Here is a 15,561-nt window from a genome sequence, read left to right as displayed (position 1 = left end):
GTTTGATGGAAGGGGAAGGATAATGCGTATTTACTTAGCCTTAGCTTCGGCAATAGTACTTGCAGGTTGCAGCACTACTCAGCAAAAACCTATTCCAGATGATCCGTTTTATGCCCCTGTATACCCAGAGGCGCCGCCAACAAAAATGGTATCAACGGGTTCAATTTACATAGATCATCAATCGTCGAGTTTATACTCGGATATTCGAGCTCATAAAGTTGGCGATATTATTACTGTGTTGCTTAATGAGTCTACTCAAGCGAAGAAAAGTGCCAACAATGAAATTAAGAAAGACTCAAATTTAAGTGTTGACCCAATTTACGCTGGTGGTGGCAATGTCACTATTAAAGGTGTGCCACTGGATCTACGTTATTCAGATTCTATGGATACCAAACGTGAGTCTGATGCTGATCAGTCAAACAGTTTAGATGGCAGTATTTCAGCTAACGTCATGCAGGTATTGAGTAATGGTAATTTAGTGATTCGTGGCGAGAAATGGATTTCGATTAACAATGGTGATGAGTTTATCCGTGTTACTGGCATGGTTCGAAGCCAAGATATCACCCCAGAAAATACCGTAGAGTCAACCCGTGTTGCTAATGCCCGTATTCAATATAGTGGTACTGGTACTTTTGCTGATGTCCAAAAGGTGGGGTGGTTAAGTTCATTCTTCATGGGCGAATGGTGGCCTTTCTAAGGAGTATGCCATGAAGATTAAATCATTTTTTGTGAGCGTTGTTATTTCCGCAGCAACCGTTGCGATGTTAACTGTCTCAGCGCCAACTCAAGCCCAGCGCATTAAAGATATTGCCAATGTTCAAGGGGTACGAAGTAACCAGTTGATTGGTTATGGTTTAGTGGTTGGTTTACCTGGAACCGGTGAAAAAACCCGTTATACCGAACAAACATTCAGAACCATGTTGAAAAACTTTGGTATTAACTTACCTGATAATGTCAGTCCTAAAACCAAGAATGCGGCGGTTGTTGCAGTCCATGCTGAGATGCCAGCATTTATCAAACCCGGTCAAAATCTTGACATTACAGTATCCAGTATCGGTGAAGCAAAAAGCTTACGCGGCGGCACATTACTACAAACCTTCTTAAAAGGTGTTGATGGTAATGTGTATGCCATTGCCCAAGGTAGCCTAGTTGTCAGTGGTTTTAGTGCTGAAGGTCTAGATGGCTCGCAAGTGATTCAAAATACCCCAACCGTTGGACGTATTCCTGGTGGTGCGATGGTGGAACGTAGTGTCATGTCGCCTTTTGCGACTGGCGATCATTTAACCTTCAATTTACATCGCTCTGATTTTTCTACCGCCAAAAGTATGGCTGATGCCATCAATAGTTTTTTAGGCCCAGGAATGGCTCGCGCGTTGGATGGAACTTCTGTTCAAGTGAGCGCTCCCCGGGATGCATCTCAGCGAGTTTCTTTCCTTGCTACGCTTGAAAATGTCGAAGTTGAAATTGCCAGTGAGTCAGCGAAAGTGATTGTTAATTCGCGTACAGGGACGATTGTAGTTGGTCAAAATGTAAAATTGATGCCAGCTGCGGTAACGCATGGTGGATTAACGGTAACCATAGCAGAAGCAACGCAGGTCTCCCAACCTAATGCATTTGCAAATGGTCAAACTGTTGTCACTACTGAAAGCACCATAGATGTGGCTGAAGCCGACAGCAGAATGTTTTTATTCGACCCAGGTACAACCTTAGATGAGCTTGTACGTGCAGTTAATTTAGTCGGAGCAGCTCCTTCCGATGTACTTGCAATACTTGAAGCGTTAAAAATGGCAGGCGCTTTGCATGGTGAACTTATCATCATCTAAAAATTGTCGGTACGACTATGGAAAAGCTGTCAAATTCATCGCACTTTCTGGATCTAGGAGGACTAGATTCATTACGTTCTCAAGCCCAGAAGGACGAGAAGGCGGCGCTCAAAGAGGTCGCCAAACAGTTTGAAGGGATATTTATTCAAATGTTGATGAAAAGCATGCGTGATGCAAACGCTGCTTTTAAATCTGACAGCCCAATGAATAGTCAAACTACCGAATTCTTCGAAAACATGCGTGACCAGCAAATGTCAGTAGATTTATCTGACAAGGGAATGCTTGGTATTGCTGACCTGATGGTGCAACAGTTATCACCGCAAGATACTCCATTTAAGCCTGCATCAGTATTACGTGGCGATATCGATGCCAAAATCAATCACTCATTATTTGACGCAGCTCCTAAAGAAGCTTCAGTAAATCAAGCTTCTACTATGAATACATCGTCATTAAATGCGATTGAATCAGGTAAACCTGCGGTTAATATTAATCAGTTGTCCAGTAGCCATAGCGTTATTGATGAACAAACCTTTGAAAAAATACTCGCCGGTAATGCCGCTCCTTCTGTTGCCTCCAGTGGCAATCAATTGCCGCAAACCATTCATCAGGCGCCAACAGAGTTTGAAAATCCAGAACATTTTGTTTCGGTGTTATATCCCCATGCAGAAAAAGCTGCCAAAACCTTAGGGACAACACCTGAAGTGCTTTTAGCTCAGTCAGCACTAGAAACCGGTTGGGGCCAAAAAATGATCCGCCGCCAAGATGGTAGTGCCAGCAACAACTTATTTAACATTAAAGCTGATAGCCGTTGGCAAGGTGATAAAACTTCTGTGAACACTCTGGAATATGAACAGGGGATTGCGGTGAAGCAAAAAGCGGATTTCAGAATGTATGACAACGTCGAACAAAGTTTTAATGATTTTGTGTCATTTATTTCAAATGGCGAACGTTACCAAGACGCTAGAAAAGTAGCAGCTGAGCCTGCCAAATTTATTAATGCATTACAAAAAGCCGGTTATGCCACAGATCCTCAATATGCACAAAAAGTGTTGAAAGTGATGGAGTCAGTGACTAATGGACTTAAGTCTGTACTGCCTGGAGAGACTAACTAATGGCTGTTGATTTATTAAATATCGCCCGTACGGGTGTACTGGCGGCGCAATCTCAGATGGGCGTGACCAGTAATAACATTGCTAATGCCAATACTGTGGGTTATCACCGCCAAGTTGCAGAGCAATCGACATTAGAATCTCAGAAAATTGGTAATAGCTTTTATGGACAGGGTACTTATGTATCTGACGTAAAGCGTATTTATAACGACTTTGCAGCACGTGAATTACGCATTGGCCAAACCGCTATGAGTGGTGCTGAAACCCGTTACACCAAAATGAATGAGATGGATCAGCTTTATTCACAAATTGGTTCTATGGTGCCAGATAGGCTTAACGACTTTTTTGCAAGTATCAACAGTGTTGCTGATCTACCTACAGATCTCGCTATGCGTGACAGTATGCTCGGGGCTGCGCAGCAAACTGCAACCAGTTTAAATCAAATGCAGTCACATCTTGATTCACAGATGAAGCAAACAAATAGCCAAATCGGTGCTGTTGCGGATCGTATTAATGAAATTAGTAATGAACTGGCCAATATTAACTTAGAACTGATGAAAAGTGGCAATCAAGATAGTCAATTACTTGATCAGCAAGATGCACTTATTCTTGAACTAAGTGAATACTCTGAAGTGAATGTGATCCCACTAGATAATGGTGGCAAGAGTGTCATGTTAGGTGGGTCTGTGATGCTTGTATCTGGTGAAGTAGCCATGCAAGTGGGAACGACTACCGGTGACCCTTATCCAAATGAAGTGAGATTAACCACATCGACTGGCAATCAAACATTAGTCATAGATGGCTCAAAGTTAGGTGGTCAACTTGGCGAATTATTCAAGTTCAGAGACGAAACACTTATCCCTGTTAATCAAGAGTTAGGGCAGCTTGCTCTTGGTGTTGCTGATGCATTTAATGAAATGCAGTCTAAGGGTTTTGATTTAAATGGTGAGCTAGGGCAGAACATTTTTACTGATATTAATGATCCAACGATGGCAGCTGGCCGAGTAGGTGAATATGAAGGTAACACTGGGACTGCAAAATTAAGAGTTAATATTGATGATGTGAGCCAACTCACTGGCAGTTCATACGAGCTATCTTACACAGCGCCTTCTACATATGAACTGAAAGATACTAAAACTGGTGATATCCAAGCGTTAACTTATGATGCTGTGAATAACCAATTAACGGGTGGGGATGGTTTTTCTATTCAAATTGATTCAGTTCCAGCGGGTTTCGCTGATGGTGATACTTTTGAAATTAGACCTAACGCAGGTGCAGCAGCTGGGATCGGTGTCGTAATGACTGACCCGAAAGGCATCGCAGCAGCGGGGCCGCAAATTACTGCTGAGCCAACTAACTCTGGTGAAACAAGCGTAAAACTAACGAGTATTGACAGAACGAATCCAAACTTCCCAATTACAGACAGTGAATTAACTTTTCAGATTGATACTGTCACGAATACCTATCAAGCATTTGACTCAACAGGAGCTGCTGTTGGAGGCCCAACTGCATTTACACCTCCTCAAATCAGCACGCCTTATGGATTTGATTTCGAAATCGATGATAGTTCTACAGGCGGTGTTATTGATACTTATACCTTTGATTTGTCATTTGCTGAAGGTGATAACAGTAATGCAGTCGAAATGGCGAAATTAGTCGATGCAAAATTGATGAATGGTGGTTCTACCACGCTAGCCGGAGTTTTCGAAGGTACAAAGCTAGATATTGGTAGCCAAACTAAGGCTGCCTCTGTGTCAGTTGCTTCAAATGAAGCGGTTTATCAACAAGCTTATAACCGAGTACAAAGTGAATCAGGCGTTAACTTAGATGAAGAAGCGGCAAACCTCATGCGCTTTCAACAATCTTACCAAGCGTCCGCCAGAATAATGTCAACTGCGCAGGAAATGTTTAACTCACTGCTTAGTTCAGTTCGCTAGGAGAATCAGTTATGCGAATTTCAACCGCTCAGATGTTTAATCAAAATACGAGCAGTATTTCTAAAGGGCAGTCGGCAACTAATAAGATTCTTGAACAATTAGCCAGCGGTAAAAAAATCAATACTGCAGGTGATGATCCCGTTGCCGCTATCGGTGTTGATAATTTACGACAGAAAAACTCGTTAGTAGACCAATATGTCAAAAATATCGATTATGCCCAAAAGCATCTTGGTTTAAGTGAAAGCAAGCTTGGAAGTACTGAAACGATATTGAGCAGTATGCGTGAGCAATTTCAACGGGCTGCAAACGGTAGTTTGTCTCAATCTGAACGGCAAATGATTGCCGATGAAATGAAAGATAGCTTAGAAGAGCTAATGTCAATTGCCAACACAAGAGATGAATCGGGTAATTACATCTTTGCTGGTAATGATACTAATAATCCACCGTTTGCTTTTGATAGTAACGGTCAAATTGTATATAGCGGTGATAGCGGAGAGCGGCAAAGCGTTGTTGCCTCTGGTGTTACCGTCGGAACAAATGTGCCAGGTGATACGGTATTTATGAACGCTCCAAATCCGTTAGGTGATTATGGCGTCAATTATTTGCCATCACAACAAGGCGAGTTCACCGTTGAAAAGGCAGCTATTTTTGACTCTGCCGCCCATATTGAAGATACCTACACGTTTAACTTTGTTGATAATGCTGGGGTGATAGATTTACAAATTCAAGATTCTGGCGGCACAGTGGTTTCTACAGTACCTAATTTTGACCCAAGTAACCCTGTGAGCTTTAACGGGATAGAGGTTAAGTTGTCTGGGCAGCCTGTTGCAGGTGACTCTTTTACCATGGAACCTCAAGAAACTGTCAGTATTTTAGATACCTTGAATGAAGCGATTTCAATGCTTGAGGACCCTACAATTCCAAATACTTCCCAAGGGAATTCAAAGTTGGCACAGCTATTGAATAATATTGATAGTGGTCAAATTCAAGTCAGTACAGCAAGAAGTATTGCTGGCAATAGCTTGAAGAGTTTAGAGAGTATTTCTACTCATCACGCTGAAGAAAAAATTGTTAATGATAGTGCACTCTCCATGCTTGAAGATTTGGACTATGCAGCGGCAATAACTGAGTTTGAAAAACAGCAACTGGCATTAAATGCCGTGTCGAGTGTATTCGGCAAAGTAGGTTCTATTTCATTGTTTGACTATATCTAGCTAGGCGTTTGAATCTCGTAAGATATATGAACAAGAAAAACCAACGTTAAATTGTAAAATTTAGCCAAGCTCCAAAGTCTTGGCAACAAAACTAAGAATGAGGATAAATTTATGGCTATTACAGTAAATACCAACGTTACATCAATGAAAGCGCAGAAAAATTTGAATGCTTCTACCCAAGGATTGGCGACATCGATGGAACGCTTATCAAGTGGTTTACGCATTAACAGTGCAAAAGATGATGCCGCTGGTTTAGCGATTTCTAACCGTTTGAACTCACAAGTTCGTGGCTTAGATGTTGGTATGCGTAATGCAAACGATGCTATTTCGATTGCGCAGATTTCTGAAGGTGCGATGCAAGAACAAACCAATATGTTGCAGCGTATGCGTGATTTAACCATTCAATCTGAAAATGGTGCGAACAGTACTGCAGACTTAGCTGCTCTGAAAGCCGAAATGGACCAATTAGCAGAAGAGATTACTGCTATTGGTGATAGTACTGCTTTTGGTGATACTAAATTATTAACAGGTGGCTTTTCTGCTGGTAAAACTTTCCAAGTTGGCCATCAAGATGGTGAAGATATCAGCATCACAGTAAAAACAAGCAACGCGGCAAGTCTATCTGTAGGCGCTTTAACTAATGCGACTTCAGCAGGACGTGCCTCAGCGCTTACCAAAATTGATGCGGCAATTAAAAATATTGATACCCAGCGGGCAGACTTAGGTGCGAAACAAAACCGTCTAGCTCATAACATTGCTAACAGTGCAAATACTCAAGCTAACGTTGCAGATGCAAAGTCACGTATTGTTGATGTCGACTTTGCCAAAGAAACTGCTGAAATGACTAAAAATCAAGTGTTGCAACAAACGGGTAGCTCAATGTTAGCCCAAGCTAACCAACTGCCTCAAGTCGCGTTATCCTTATTAGGTTAATAAACTAATTAAGCTAATACGCAACTTTTTCGTTAGTCATTAAATTAAGCCATATTTTCTTTTTAAGATAAATATGGCTTTTTGCATCTGTAAGTTGTTGTTTTTAAATAAAGTAAGGCTTTGAGTGAAAAATGTTCAAAAAAAACTAAAGTATCTAAAATTGCTGCCGTTAAAGTATTTGTAACCCAATAGACCCGCCTGGCAATAGAGACAGGCAAGTTTTAAAGCCAGGTATAAAGAGGAAATCAAATTATGGCTATTACAGTAAATACAAACGTCACTTCAATGAAAGCGCAGAAGAACTTAAATTCTTCAACTTCAAATTTAGCCACATCGATGGAACGTTTATCAAGTGGTTTACGTATTAACAGCGCAAAAGATGATGCAGCGGGTTTAGCTATCTCTAACCGTTTGAACTCTCAAGTTCGTGGTTTAGAAGTGGGTATGCGTAACGCAAATGATGCAATCTCAATTGCACAAATTTCTGAAGGCGCAATGCAGGAGCAAACAAACATGCTTCAGCGTATGCGTGACTTGACGGTACAATCTGAGAATGGTGCAAACAGTACTGCAGATTTAACAGCAATTAAAGCAGAAATGGATGAGCTTGCATTAGAAATCACTGAGATTGGTAACAATACTGCATTTGGTGAAACCAAATTATTAGATGGTAGTTTCTCAACCGGTAAAAACTTCCAAGTAGGTCACCAAGATGGTGAAGATATTACTATCACAGTTAAAACAAGTGATTCTACTAGCTTATCTGTTGCGGCATTAACTAATGCGACGTCTGCTGGTCGTGCTTCTGCTCTTGGCAAAATTGACGCTGCTATCAAAACAATTGATAGTCAACGTGCAGATTTAGGTGCTAAACAAAACCGTTTAGCGCATAACATTGCTAACAGTGCGAACACTCAAGCAAACGTTGCAGATGCAAAATCACGTATTGTTGATGTGGATTTCGCTAAAGAAACTGCAGAAATGACTAAGAACCAAGTATTACAGCAAACAGGTTCTGCGATGCTTGCACAAGCTAACCAGCTACCTCAAGTGGCTTTATCTCTTCTATAATTTGAATAGTCTGTTTAAATATTAGAATTAAAGAAGGGAGATCTTGAAAGGTCTCCCTTTTATCGTTTTAATCTTGTTCGTTTTAGAGTGATAACTCTTTAACGAATCATATGGCTTTACAATAATAACAATTCAGAGGAGTAAGATGAGTATGGATATCAATTTTACTAGCGCCTCAAATACCCTTATTGATAATATGGGCACGCGTCAGTTAGCTGAAAGCAAAACTCAACAGGCTGAGGAAAAAACAAAAGTATCAGAGCTGGCTAAATCAGAACAGCATGAGCAAGACTATACTGATAAGAAACCTGAAGAAAAGAACTTATCGGAAGTCACAGATGATCTTAATGACATGGCGTCAATAATGCGTAAAGGCCTAGCTTTTAAAGTTGATGACGACTCTGGTAAAAATGTGATCAGTGTTATGGATATCGACTCTGGTGACGTCATTAGGCAGATCCCTAACGAAGAAGCGTTAGAACTGTCGCAAAAGCTAGCTGAAGTGGCCGGATTATTGCTTAATACTGAAGCGTAAATAAAGAGATTTTGTAGTTAATTTTTCGCAATCAATCTTTTGTGATAAAGAAGCGTAAACGATTTTATTGAATACTATGTGAGGAAACTATGGCATTAACAGCAACCGGTATTGGCTCTGGCCTAGATATCAACACCATTGTAGGTGTTCTTGTAGATGCTGAAAAACTTCCTAAAGAAGCATTATTTGATAAAAGTGAAGCGAGCATTGATGCGAAAGTGTCTGCTATCGGTTCATTGAAAAGTAAACTGTCTACATTCCAAGATGCTTTAGAGAAATTGAGTGACCCTGACGCACTTAACATTCGTAAAGTATCTACTGGCGAAAGTATTTATTTTGGCGCTACGGCTGATAAAACTGCACAAACAGGCAGTTATCAAATTCAAGTAGAGCAACTTGCCTCTTCACATAAAGTAGCAGGTACCAATGTTGCTGATCCCAGTCTCGGTGTGGGAACGGGCAGCCTTGATTTATCGGTTAATGGTGAAGCATTTTCTGTAGATATTGAAGCGACAGATTCACTTGAAGATATTGCCAAAAAAATCAATGGCGCAACTGACAACTCAGGTGTAACAGCGACAATCATTAAAAGTGATGCAGGTAGTCGATTAGTATTTAGCTCAGATGAGCCTGGTACTGATAACGAAGTGACAATTACAGCTACCGATTCTACAGGCTCCGGATTAAATGATATGTTCGGTGCTGGAAATTTGACGACACTGCAAAGTGCAGAAAATGCCATTTTATACATAGATGGCCAAAAAGTAACATCACAATCTAATGAAGTAACAGATGCCATTGCTGGTGTCACACTGTCGCTAACAAGTGCGGATGTATCTCAAACATCAACATTAAAAATTGAGCAAGATGACGAGCTCGTTAAAGAAAATGTTCAGGCATTTGTTGATGCATATAATACTTTGGTGACATCAATCAGTGACATGTCTAAATACGACACTGAAAAAGAAGAAGCGGCTGCGCTTCAAGGCGATTCAATGATCCGTTCAATTGAATCCCAAATGAGAAGTATGATCAGTAACCGAGTCGATGTAGATGGGCAAACCGTTGCATTATATGACATAGGTATTGAAACAGACCGCTACGGCAAAATGTCAATTGACAGTGAAAAACTAGATACAGCAATCAGTGAAAACATGGATTTAGTTGAAGGGTTATTTGCAACCCCCGATACTGGGATTGCAAATCGTTTAGATACCATGGTTGAAGGTTATGTCAAAACCGGCGGCTTAATCGATAGCCGCAATAACAGTCTAACCAGTGAAAAAAGTCGTTTAGATGATCAGCGTGAAGCTTTCAGTTTGAAAATGGAGCTACTTGAAGCACGCTTATTTAAACAGTTTAATGCGATGGACTTAGTGGTCGCCTCATTAAACCAGCAAAGTTCAGGATTAGTGGAACGTTTAAACTCACTTCCTGGTTCGGTAGCACAGAACTAAGTTTAATTACTGTTTAAAGTATATGAATCAATTAAATAATAAAAATGATGTTATTGAAGAAACACTTCAGTTATTAGAAAACACACCATCAGAAAATGAAAAATCTGACGAGTTGGTATCTAAATTGCTTGTATTGATTGGAGAGCGTCAAATTTTACTCGATAGTATTGATGAAAGTGATGTGGATGTTGCTAGAAAAACACTTCAGGATCAAATTGTGATTGGTGAAGGTTTTGAAAAAAGGGCAAATAATGTTCTTAAGCACATTCAATCTTTACTTCAAGCTAGAAAAAAAAATCAGCGCCAAATAAATGTATATCAGTCAATCGATTCAAATAAGTAGCGAAGGTGACCTATGAGAGGATCAATAAAATCTTACCGCAAAGTATCTCTAGATAGTGAGATTGCTGTTGCGTCCCCCCATCGAATTATCCAAATGATGTTTGATGGTGCTCTTTTGCGTTTAGCCCAGAGCCGCTACGCAATTGAAACTCAAGATCTACAAGGAAAAGGCGTTGCCATCAATAAGGCTATTGGCATTATTAATGGCTTAAATAATAGCTTGAATATGGATGTGAAAGACTCTGTTGCTAGTAATTTAAGTGACTTATATGATTTCATGTTACGCCGTATTTCAGAAGCTAATATGAACAATGATGTTAAAGCCATTGATGATGTAACAGTCATTCTACGAACCATTAAAGAAGGTTGGGATGCTATCCCTCAAGATATGCATCAAATGACATCTGAAGCTAGTTGATACTATATGTTACCTTTAAAAAATAGACGCCGATGGCGTCTTTTTTTTAAGCTCTATTTGATGATAAACACTTCAGTTAACTCGTCTATTTTATAGCGTACCTCTTAACTAAATCATTAAAGTTGCCTATAAAAACAACTGTTAGTGACTTAAATCAACAGCATGGTAGAATAATAGCTCGTGATACTTGATTCTCATGCTCTGATAATACAATATTTATTTTTTGCGTATTCGTTTAAACTTTATTGCAGGTTTGGCTATATTTAAGTAAAGATTAAAAAATATGAGTATGCATTCTGCTATGTTAATGTTTATATTATAATTGTGTCACTGAGCCGGTAGGTTTTGACATCAATAAATATAGCGCGATAATCAATATTCAAGTCGAGGCTCTGATTTTTGAGCAGTTAAAGACCTAATAACATGAATATGACCTTGAATAACTAATAACTAGAGCTTTGGCCTTCTTACATGATGCAAATAGAACAACGAATTTTAATTGTTGCTGAACCTTCTGAGCGTGTGTCTCGTCTTTGTTGTATTTTTGAATTTTTAGATGAAAAACACCATATCATCACTACAGATGATCTTGCGTCATTAACGCGCGAATCGCGTTTCAGAGCCTTAGTCATAGATACTGAATCTGTATCTCCTGAATTTATTAAAGATGTTCAGTCATCAATTCCGTGGCAGCCCGTATTATTAATTGGTGCTCTTGAAGTAAATGGTGTCAATGTTTTAGGCACTATTGATGAGCCCATTAACTACCCACAACTAACTGAGCTGTTACATTTTTGCCAAGTCTACGGTCAGGCTAAACAACCACAAATTCCAACCAGTGCTAATCAAACTAAGTTATTCCGTTCACTTGTTGGGCGTAGTGAAGGCATAGCCAACGTTCGTCATCTGATAAGCCAAGTTGCTTCTTCTGATGCGACGGTATTGGTATTAGGTCAATCAGGAACTGGTAAAGAAGTTGTCGCGCGTAATATCCATTACATGTCTGAGCGCCGTGACGGTCCTTTTATTCCTGTAAATTGTGGCGCTATCCCACCAGAATTGTTAGAAAGTGAGCTTTTTGGCCATGAAAAAGGCTCTTTTACTGGCGCGATTTCTACCCGAAAAGGTCGTTTTGAATTAGCTGAAAATGGCACGCTGTTTTTAGATGAAATTGGTGATATGCCTTTGCAAATGCAGGTTAAGCTACTGCGTGTGCTTCAAGAAAAAGTGTTTGAAAGAGTAGGTGGTTCGAAAACCATCACAACGGATGTACGGGTGGTAGCTGCAACGCATCGTGATTTAGAAACGATGATTAATGAAAACTTGTTCCGTGAAGATCTTTACTATCGTTTAAATGTATTCCCAATCGAGATGCCATCATTAAGTGAGCGTCGTGATGATGTACCACTGCTACTACAAGAACTGGTTAGCAGAGTCTTTAATGAAGGCCGTGGTAAAATCCGTTTTACTCAACGTGCTATAGAATCATTAAAGGAACATAATTGGTCAGGTAACGTTCGTGAATTATCTAACTTGGTTGAACGCCTAACGATACTTTTCCCCGGTGGACTTGTTGATGTTAATGATTTACCTCGTAAGTATCGTTATATCGATGTGCCAGAGTACAGTGTTGAGATCAGTGAAGAGCAACAAGAACGTGATGCTTTAGCGTCAATTTTCAGTGATGATGAACCTATTGAGATCCCTGAAACGCGTTTCCCAAGTGAGTTACCTCCAGAAGGCGTTAACCTTAAAGACTTATTAGCTGAGCTAGAAATCGATATGATCCGCCAAGCTCTAGAACAGCAAGATAATGTCGTTGCTCGTGCTGCTGAAATGTTGGGAATACGAAGAACGACGCTTGTTGAGAAAATGCGCAAGTATGGAATGAGTAAAGATTAACCAATTTACGATTTAACTGTTACAGTAAAAGCATGCCTTAGGCATGCTTTTTTTATGTCTATAAACAATAGTTATGTTTTGGCACATCAAATGCATTAGCTCTAACCAAAGATAATATTTTGACGGAGTGGCTATGTTTTCGGCACACAACAGTTCAGCGCAAACTATGATAGAGCCAAGCTCCCTATTAGATGTAGTGGATTCTTTAAGTGATAGCTATAATGACACGAGTACCAGTGTAAAAGGTGTTGAGAGCCTAATTACAGCATCTAGTAAAGGTTCAGCTGAGCACATTGGGCGTTCCACACCGCAAAAGGCGGCGAATATGTCGAATCAAATGGCGCATATCCTTCAAGCAATGCCTTCTGGTGTTGTGATTATCAATGGAGATGGCTTGGTCACTCTAGCTAATCCAGTTGCTACAGAATTATTAGGTCGACCGCTTCAAGGTGCTAAATGGTTTGATATCATTAATCGTGCTTTCTCTCCCCAAGAAGATGATGGTCATGAAGTCTCACTTAAAAATGGTCGTAGAGTTAAGCTAGCCATTACACCGCTGACACCGGAACCTGGACAATTAATTGTATTAACTGATTTAACAGAAACCCGTTTATTACAAAAAAACTTATCTCACCTGCAGCGCTTATCCGCACTAGGCAAAATGGTAGCGACATTAGCTCACCAGGTAAGAACGCCACTTTCTGCTGCGATGCTGTATGCATCAAACTTGGCAAGTCCTAAGCTAAATGATACAGCCAAAAAACGTTTTCAAACAAAACTCGTTGATAGACTTAATGAGCTTGAGCGCCAAGTAAATGACATGCTGCTAATGGCGAAAAATAAACAAGATGATGTGTCTGAACCCATGACTGCGGAAGATATCATTGAGCCTGTGCTAGCGAGCTGTGAACCTATAGTTGAAAACAAACAATGTAAGTTAAAATATTTTAATCACTCTAGTGAGAAGATATTAGCGAACGGGAATGCTTTAAGCTCAGCAATTAATAACTTAGTGATGAATAGCTTAGAAGCTAATGCTACCGAAATTAGGCTCATAACTGCTGCATCAGATACTCACATCCATATTGATGTTATTGATAATGGCAAAGGGTTAGCAGCTGATATGCAACAGCAAATACTAGAACCTTTTTTTACCACTAAGAGTCAGGGTACTGGTTTAGGTCTTGCGGTGGTTCAAACTGTGGTTCGCAATCATAATGGTACTGTACAAGTTTCGTCACAACCGAATAAAGGTTGTTTGATTCGACTATCATTTCCTATTTATCAGTCAATTAATTCTAAACCAGAACAACATACAAATGATAATGTAAATGGAGTGGAGGCAACTCATGGGTGAAGCAAAACTATTACTTGTAGAAGATGATGAATCTTTACGAGAAGCCTTACTTGATACCTTACTTTTGGCAAGTTATGAATGTGTCGATGTCGCATCTGCAGAAGAAGCGATCATTGCTTTAAAGTCCAATGAGTTTGATCTCGTTATCAGTGATGTACAGATGGAAGGCATTGGTGGTATTGGATTACTGAATTATTTACAGCAACAAAACAATAAAGTACCTGTTTTGTTAATGACAGCATATGCCACAATCGATAGTGCTGTGAGCGCAATAAAGCTTGGCGCTGTCGATTATCTGGCTAAACCATTTGCTCCAGAAGTATTATTGAATCAAGTATCACGTTATTTACCGTTAAAGCAAAACCTTGACCAACCCGTGGTTGCAGATGATAAAAGTTTGGCTTTGTTATCAATTGCGCAGCGTGTGGCAAGCTCTGATGCATCAGTAATGATTATGGGGCCAAGTGGTTCAGGTAAAGAAGTGCTAGCGCGATATATTCATCAAAATAGTACCCGTACAGAACAGCCTTTCATTGCGATAAATTGCGCCGCTATTCCTGAAAACATGTTAGAGGCGACCTTATTTGGCTATGAAAAAGGCGCTTTTACTGGTGCTTATCAAGCTTGTCCTGGCAAATTTGAACAGGCACAAGGCGGCACAATTTTATTAGATGAAATTTCAGAAATGGAATTGGGATTACAAGCTAAATTACTACGTGTTTTACAAGAACGAGAAGTAGAACGCCTGGGTGGTCGAAAAACTATTTCATTGGATGTCAGAGTACTTGCGACATCAAACCGAGATTTAAAAGAAATGGTTGCCTCAGGAGGTTTCAGAGAGGATTTATATTATCGAATTAATGTATTTCCTTTAACTTGGCCAGCATTAAACCAACGTCCTGCAGACATATTGCCGCTTGCTCGTCATATACTGGTTAAACATGCTAAAAAAGCCAATATCTCACCTGTACCAAGCTTAGATGAAGTAGCCTGTCGAAGACTACTTACTTATCGTTGGCCGGGAAATGTCCGTGAGCTCGATAATGTGATTCAACGAGCACTTATTCTTCATACCGGTGATGAGATCTCTACAAGCGATATTATTCTCGACACTAATGAAGTTGAGTTACAGCAATCTGAACCTTTACAAGCTAAGCCAGCCGTAGAGAACGATGGCCTTGGTGGAGAGTTAAAAGCCCAAGAGCATGTCATTATTTTAGAAACGTTAAATCAATGTAATGGCAGTCGCAAAGATGTGGCTGAAAAACTAGGGATCAGTGCCAGAACTTTACGTTATAAAATGGCAAAAATGCGTGACATGGGAATTCAAGTTCCTGCATAGCGCCTGATTACTTTATACATCACGTCTCAAGCAGGCCTAATTTATTGAATAATTAGGCCTGCTGCCTATTTGTTAGTCAAACAGCCAACCTTTAGTGATAAATCTGCTTAATCTTTCAATA

At 40.0% G+C, this 15,561-nt stretch carries 14 protein-coding genes; all 14 read left to right on the top strand.

Going from position 1 to position 15,561, the window contains the following annotated elements:
• Positions 1 to 22: 22 nt before the first annotated feature.
• The 14 genes from flgH (at position 23) to FNZ24_RS07740 (ending at position 15,440) form a co-directional block, all read left to right on the top strand.
• Positions 23 to 697, top strand: a complete 675-nt coding sequence (gene flgH, locus FNZ24_RS07805) for a flagellar basal body L-ring protein FlgH (protein ID WP_153913925.1) — start codon at positions 23 to 25, stop codon at positions 695 to 697.
• 64 nt (positions 698 to 761) lie between these two features.
• On the top strand, positions 762 to 1,823 hold the full coding sequence (locus tag FNZ24_RS07800; protein WP_228768418.1) for a flagellar basal body P-ring protein FlgI: 1,062 nt from the start codon (positions 762 to 764) through the stop codon (positions 1,821 to 1,823).
• Positions 1,824 to 1,840: 17 nt separating this feature from the next.
• A complete protein-coding gene (gene flgJ, locus FNZ24_RS07795) occupies positions 1,841 to 2,935 on the top strand; it encodes a flagellar assembly peptidoglycan hydrolase FlgJ (protein ID WP_153913923.1) in 1,095 nt (364 codons plus the stop codon).
• Positions 2,935 to 4,869 carry a flagellar hook-associated protein FlgK gene (gene flgK, locus FNZ24_RS07790; RefSeq protein ID WP_153913922.1) on the top strand — a complete coding sequence of 645 codons (1,935 nt, stop codon included), beginning with the start codon at positions 2,935 to 2,937 and terminating at the stop codon, positions 4,867 to 4,869. Before flgJ ends, flgK begins: the two co-directional genes overlap by 1 nt.
• A gap of 11 nt (positions 4,870 to 4,880) precedes the next feature.
• The gene (gene flgL / locus FNZ24_RS07785; RefSeq protein WP_153913921.1) at positions 4,881 to 6,083 is read left to right on the top strand and encodes a flagellar hook-associated protein FlgL; all 1,203 of its coding nucleotides are present in this window, start codon (positions 4,881 to 4,883) and stop codon (positions 6,081 to 6,083) included.
• Positions 6,084 to 6,194: 111 nt separating this feature from the next.
• Complete coding sequence (locus tag FNZ24_RS07780) at positions 6,195 to 7,016, top strand: flagellin (RefSeq protein WP_153913920.1); 822 nt, start codon at positions 6,195 to 6,197, stop codon at positions 7,014 to 7,016.
• A gap of 252 nt (positions 7,017 to 7,268) precedes the next feature.
• Entirely contained in the window at positions 7,269 to 8,087 is an 819-nt protein-coding gene (locus FNZ24_RS07775; RefSeq protein WP_153913919.1) for a flagellin, read from the top strand.
• Between the two features lie 151 nt (positions 8,088 to 8,238).
• A complete protein-coding gene (locus FNZ24_RS07770; protein ID WP_153913918.1) occupies positions 8,239 to 8,622 on the top strand; it encodes a flagellar protein FlaG in 384 nt (127 codons plus the stop codon).
• 89 nt (positions 8,623 to 8,711) lie between these two features.
• Positions 8,712 to 10,079: a flagellar filament capping protein FliD gene (gene fliD, locus FNZ24_RS07765; protein ID WP_153913917.1), complete on the top strand. Its 1,368-nt coding sequence runs from the start codon at positions 8,712 to 8,714 to the stop codon at positions 10,077 to 10,079.
• Between the two features lie 22 nt (positions 10,080 to 10,101).
• On the top strand, positions 10,102 to 10,422 hold the full coding sequence (locus tag FNZ24_RS07760) for a hypothetical protein (RefSeq protein ID WP_153913916.1): 321 nt from the start codon (positions 10,102 to 10,104) through the stop codon (positions 10,420 to 10,422).
• Positions 10,423 to 10,434: 12 nt separating this feature from the next.
• Positions 10,435 to 10,839, top strand: coding sequence for a flagellar export chaperone FliS (gene fliS, locus FNZ24_RS07755; protein WP_153913915.1), 405 nt, complete (start codon positions 10,435 to 10,437; stop codon positions 10,837 to 10,839).
• A 471-nt stretch (positions 10,840 to 11,310) separates the two neighbouring features.
• Complete coding sequence (locus FNZ24_RS07750) at positions 11,311 to 12,741, top strand: sigma-54 dependent transcriptional regulator (protein WP_153913914.1); 1,431 nt, start codon at positions 11,311 to 11,313, stop codon at positions 12,739 to 12,741.
• Positions 12,742 to 12,874: 133 nt separating this feature from the next.
• Positions 12,875 to 14,098: a sensor histidine kinase gene (locus FNZ24_RS07745; protein ID WP_228768416.1), complete on the top strand. Its 1,224-nt coding sequence runs from the start codon at positions 12,875 to 12,877 to the stop codon at positions 14,096 to 14,098.
• Positions 14,091 to 15,440: a sigma-54-dependent transcriptional regulator gene (locus FNZ24_RS07740; RefSeq protein ID WP_153913913.1), complete on the top strand. Its 1,350-nt coding sequence runs from the start codon at positions 14,091 to 14,093 to the stop codon at positions 15,438 to 15,440. Before FNZ24_RS07745 ends, FNZ24_RS07740 begins: the two co-directional genes overlap by 8 nt.
• Positions 15,441 to 15,561 lie beyond the last annotated feature (121 nt).

This window comes from Shewanella sp. TC10, assembly GCF_009663145.1.
Lineage (GTDB): Bacteria > Pseudomonadota > Gammaproteobacteria > Enterobacterales > Shewanellaceae > Shewanella.
Note: the sequence above shows the minus strand (reverse complement) of the source record. Positions and strands in the feature narration are given on the sequence as shown.

Bases quoted from the DNA above. Each gene is read 5' to 3' on its own strand.
- flgK (WP_153913922.1), top strand. From the start codon at position 2,935: ATGGCTGTTGATTTATTAAATATCGCCCGTACGGGTGTACTGGCGGCG.
- FNZ24_RS07750 (WP_153913914.1), top strand. From the start codon at position 11,311: ATGATGCAAATAGAACAACGAATTTTAATTGTTGCTGAACCTTCTGAG.
- FNZ24_RS07760 (WP_153913916.1), top strand. From the start codon at position 10,102: ATGAATCAATTAAATAATAAAAATGATGTTATTGAAGAAACACTTCAG.
- FNZ24_RS07800 (WP_228768418.1), top strand. From the start codon at position 762: ATGTTAACTGTCTCAGCGCCAACTCAAGCCCAGCGCATTAAAGATATT.
- FNZ24_RS07740 (WP_153913913.1), top strand. From the start codon at position 14,091: ATGGGTGAAGCAAAACTATTACTTGTAGAAGATGATGAATCTTTACGA.
- flgL (WP_153913921.1), top strand. From the start codon at position 4,881: ATGCGAATTTCAACCGCTCAGATGTTTAATCAAAATACGAGCAGTATT.
- fliD (WP_153913917.1), top strand. From the start codon at position 8,712: ATGGCATTAACAGCAACCGGTATTGGCTCTGGCCTAGATATCAACACC.
- flgH (WP_153913925.1), top strand. From the start codon at position 23: ATGCGTATTTACTTAGCCTTAGCTTCGGCAATAGTACTTGCAGGTTGC.
- FNZ24_RS07780 (WP_153913920.1), top strand. From the start codon at position 6,195: ATGGCTATTACAGTAAATACCAACGTTACATCAATGAAAGCGCAGAAA.
- fliS (WP_153913915.1), top strand. From the start codon at position 10,435: ATGAGAGGATCAATAAAATCTTACCGCAAAGTATCTCTAGATAGTGAG.
- FNZ24_RS07745 (WP_228768416.1), top strand. From the start codon at position 12,875: ATGTTTTCGGCACACAACAGTTCAGCGCAAACTATGATAGAGCCAAGC.
- FNZ24_RS07775 (WP_153913919.1), top strand. From the start codon at position 7,269: ATGGCTATTACAGTAAATACAAACGTCACTTCAATGAAAGCGCAGAAG.
- FNZ24_RS07770 (WP_153913918.1), top strand. From the start codon at position 8,239: ATGGATATCAATTTTACTAGCGCCTCAAATACCCTTATTGATAATATG.
- flgJ (WP_153913923.1), top strand. From the start codon at position 1,841: ATGGAAAAGCTGTCAAATTCATCGCACTTTCTGGATCTAGGAGGACTA.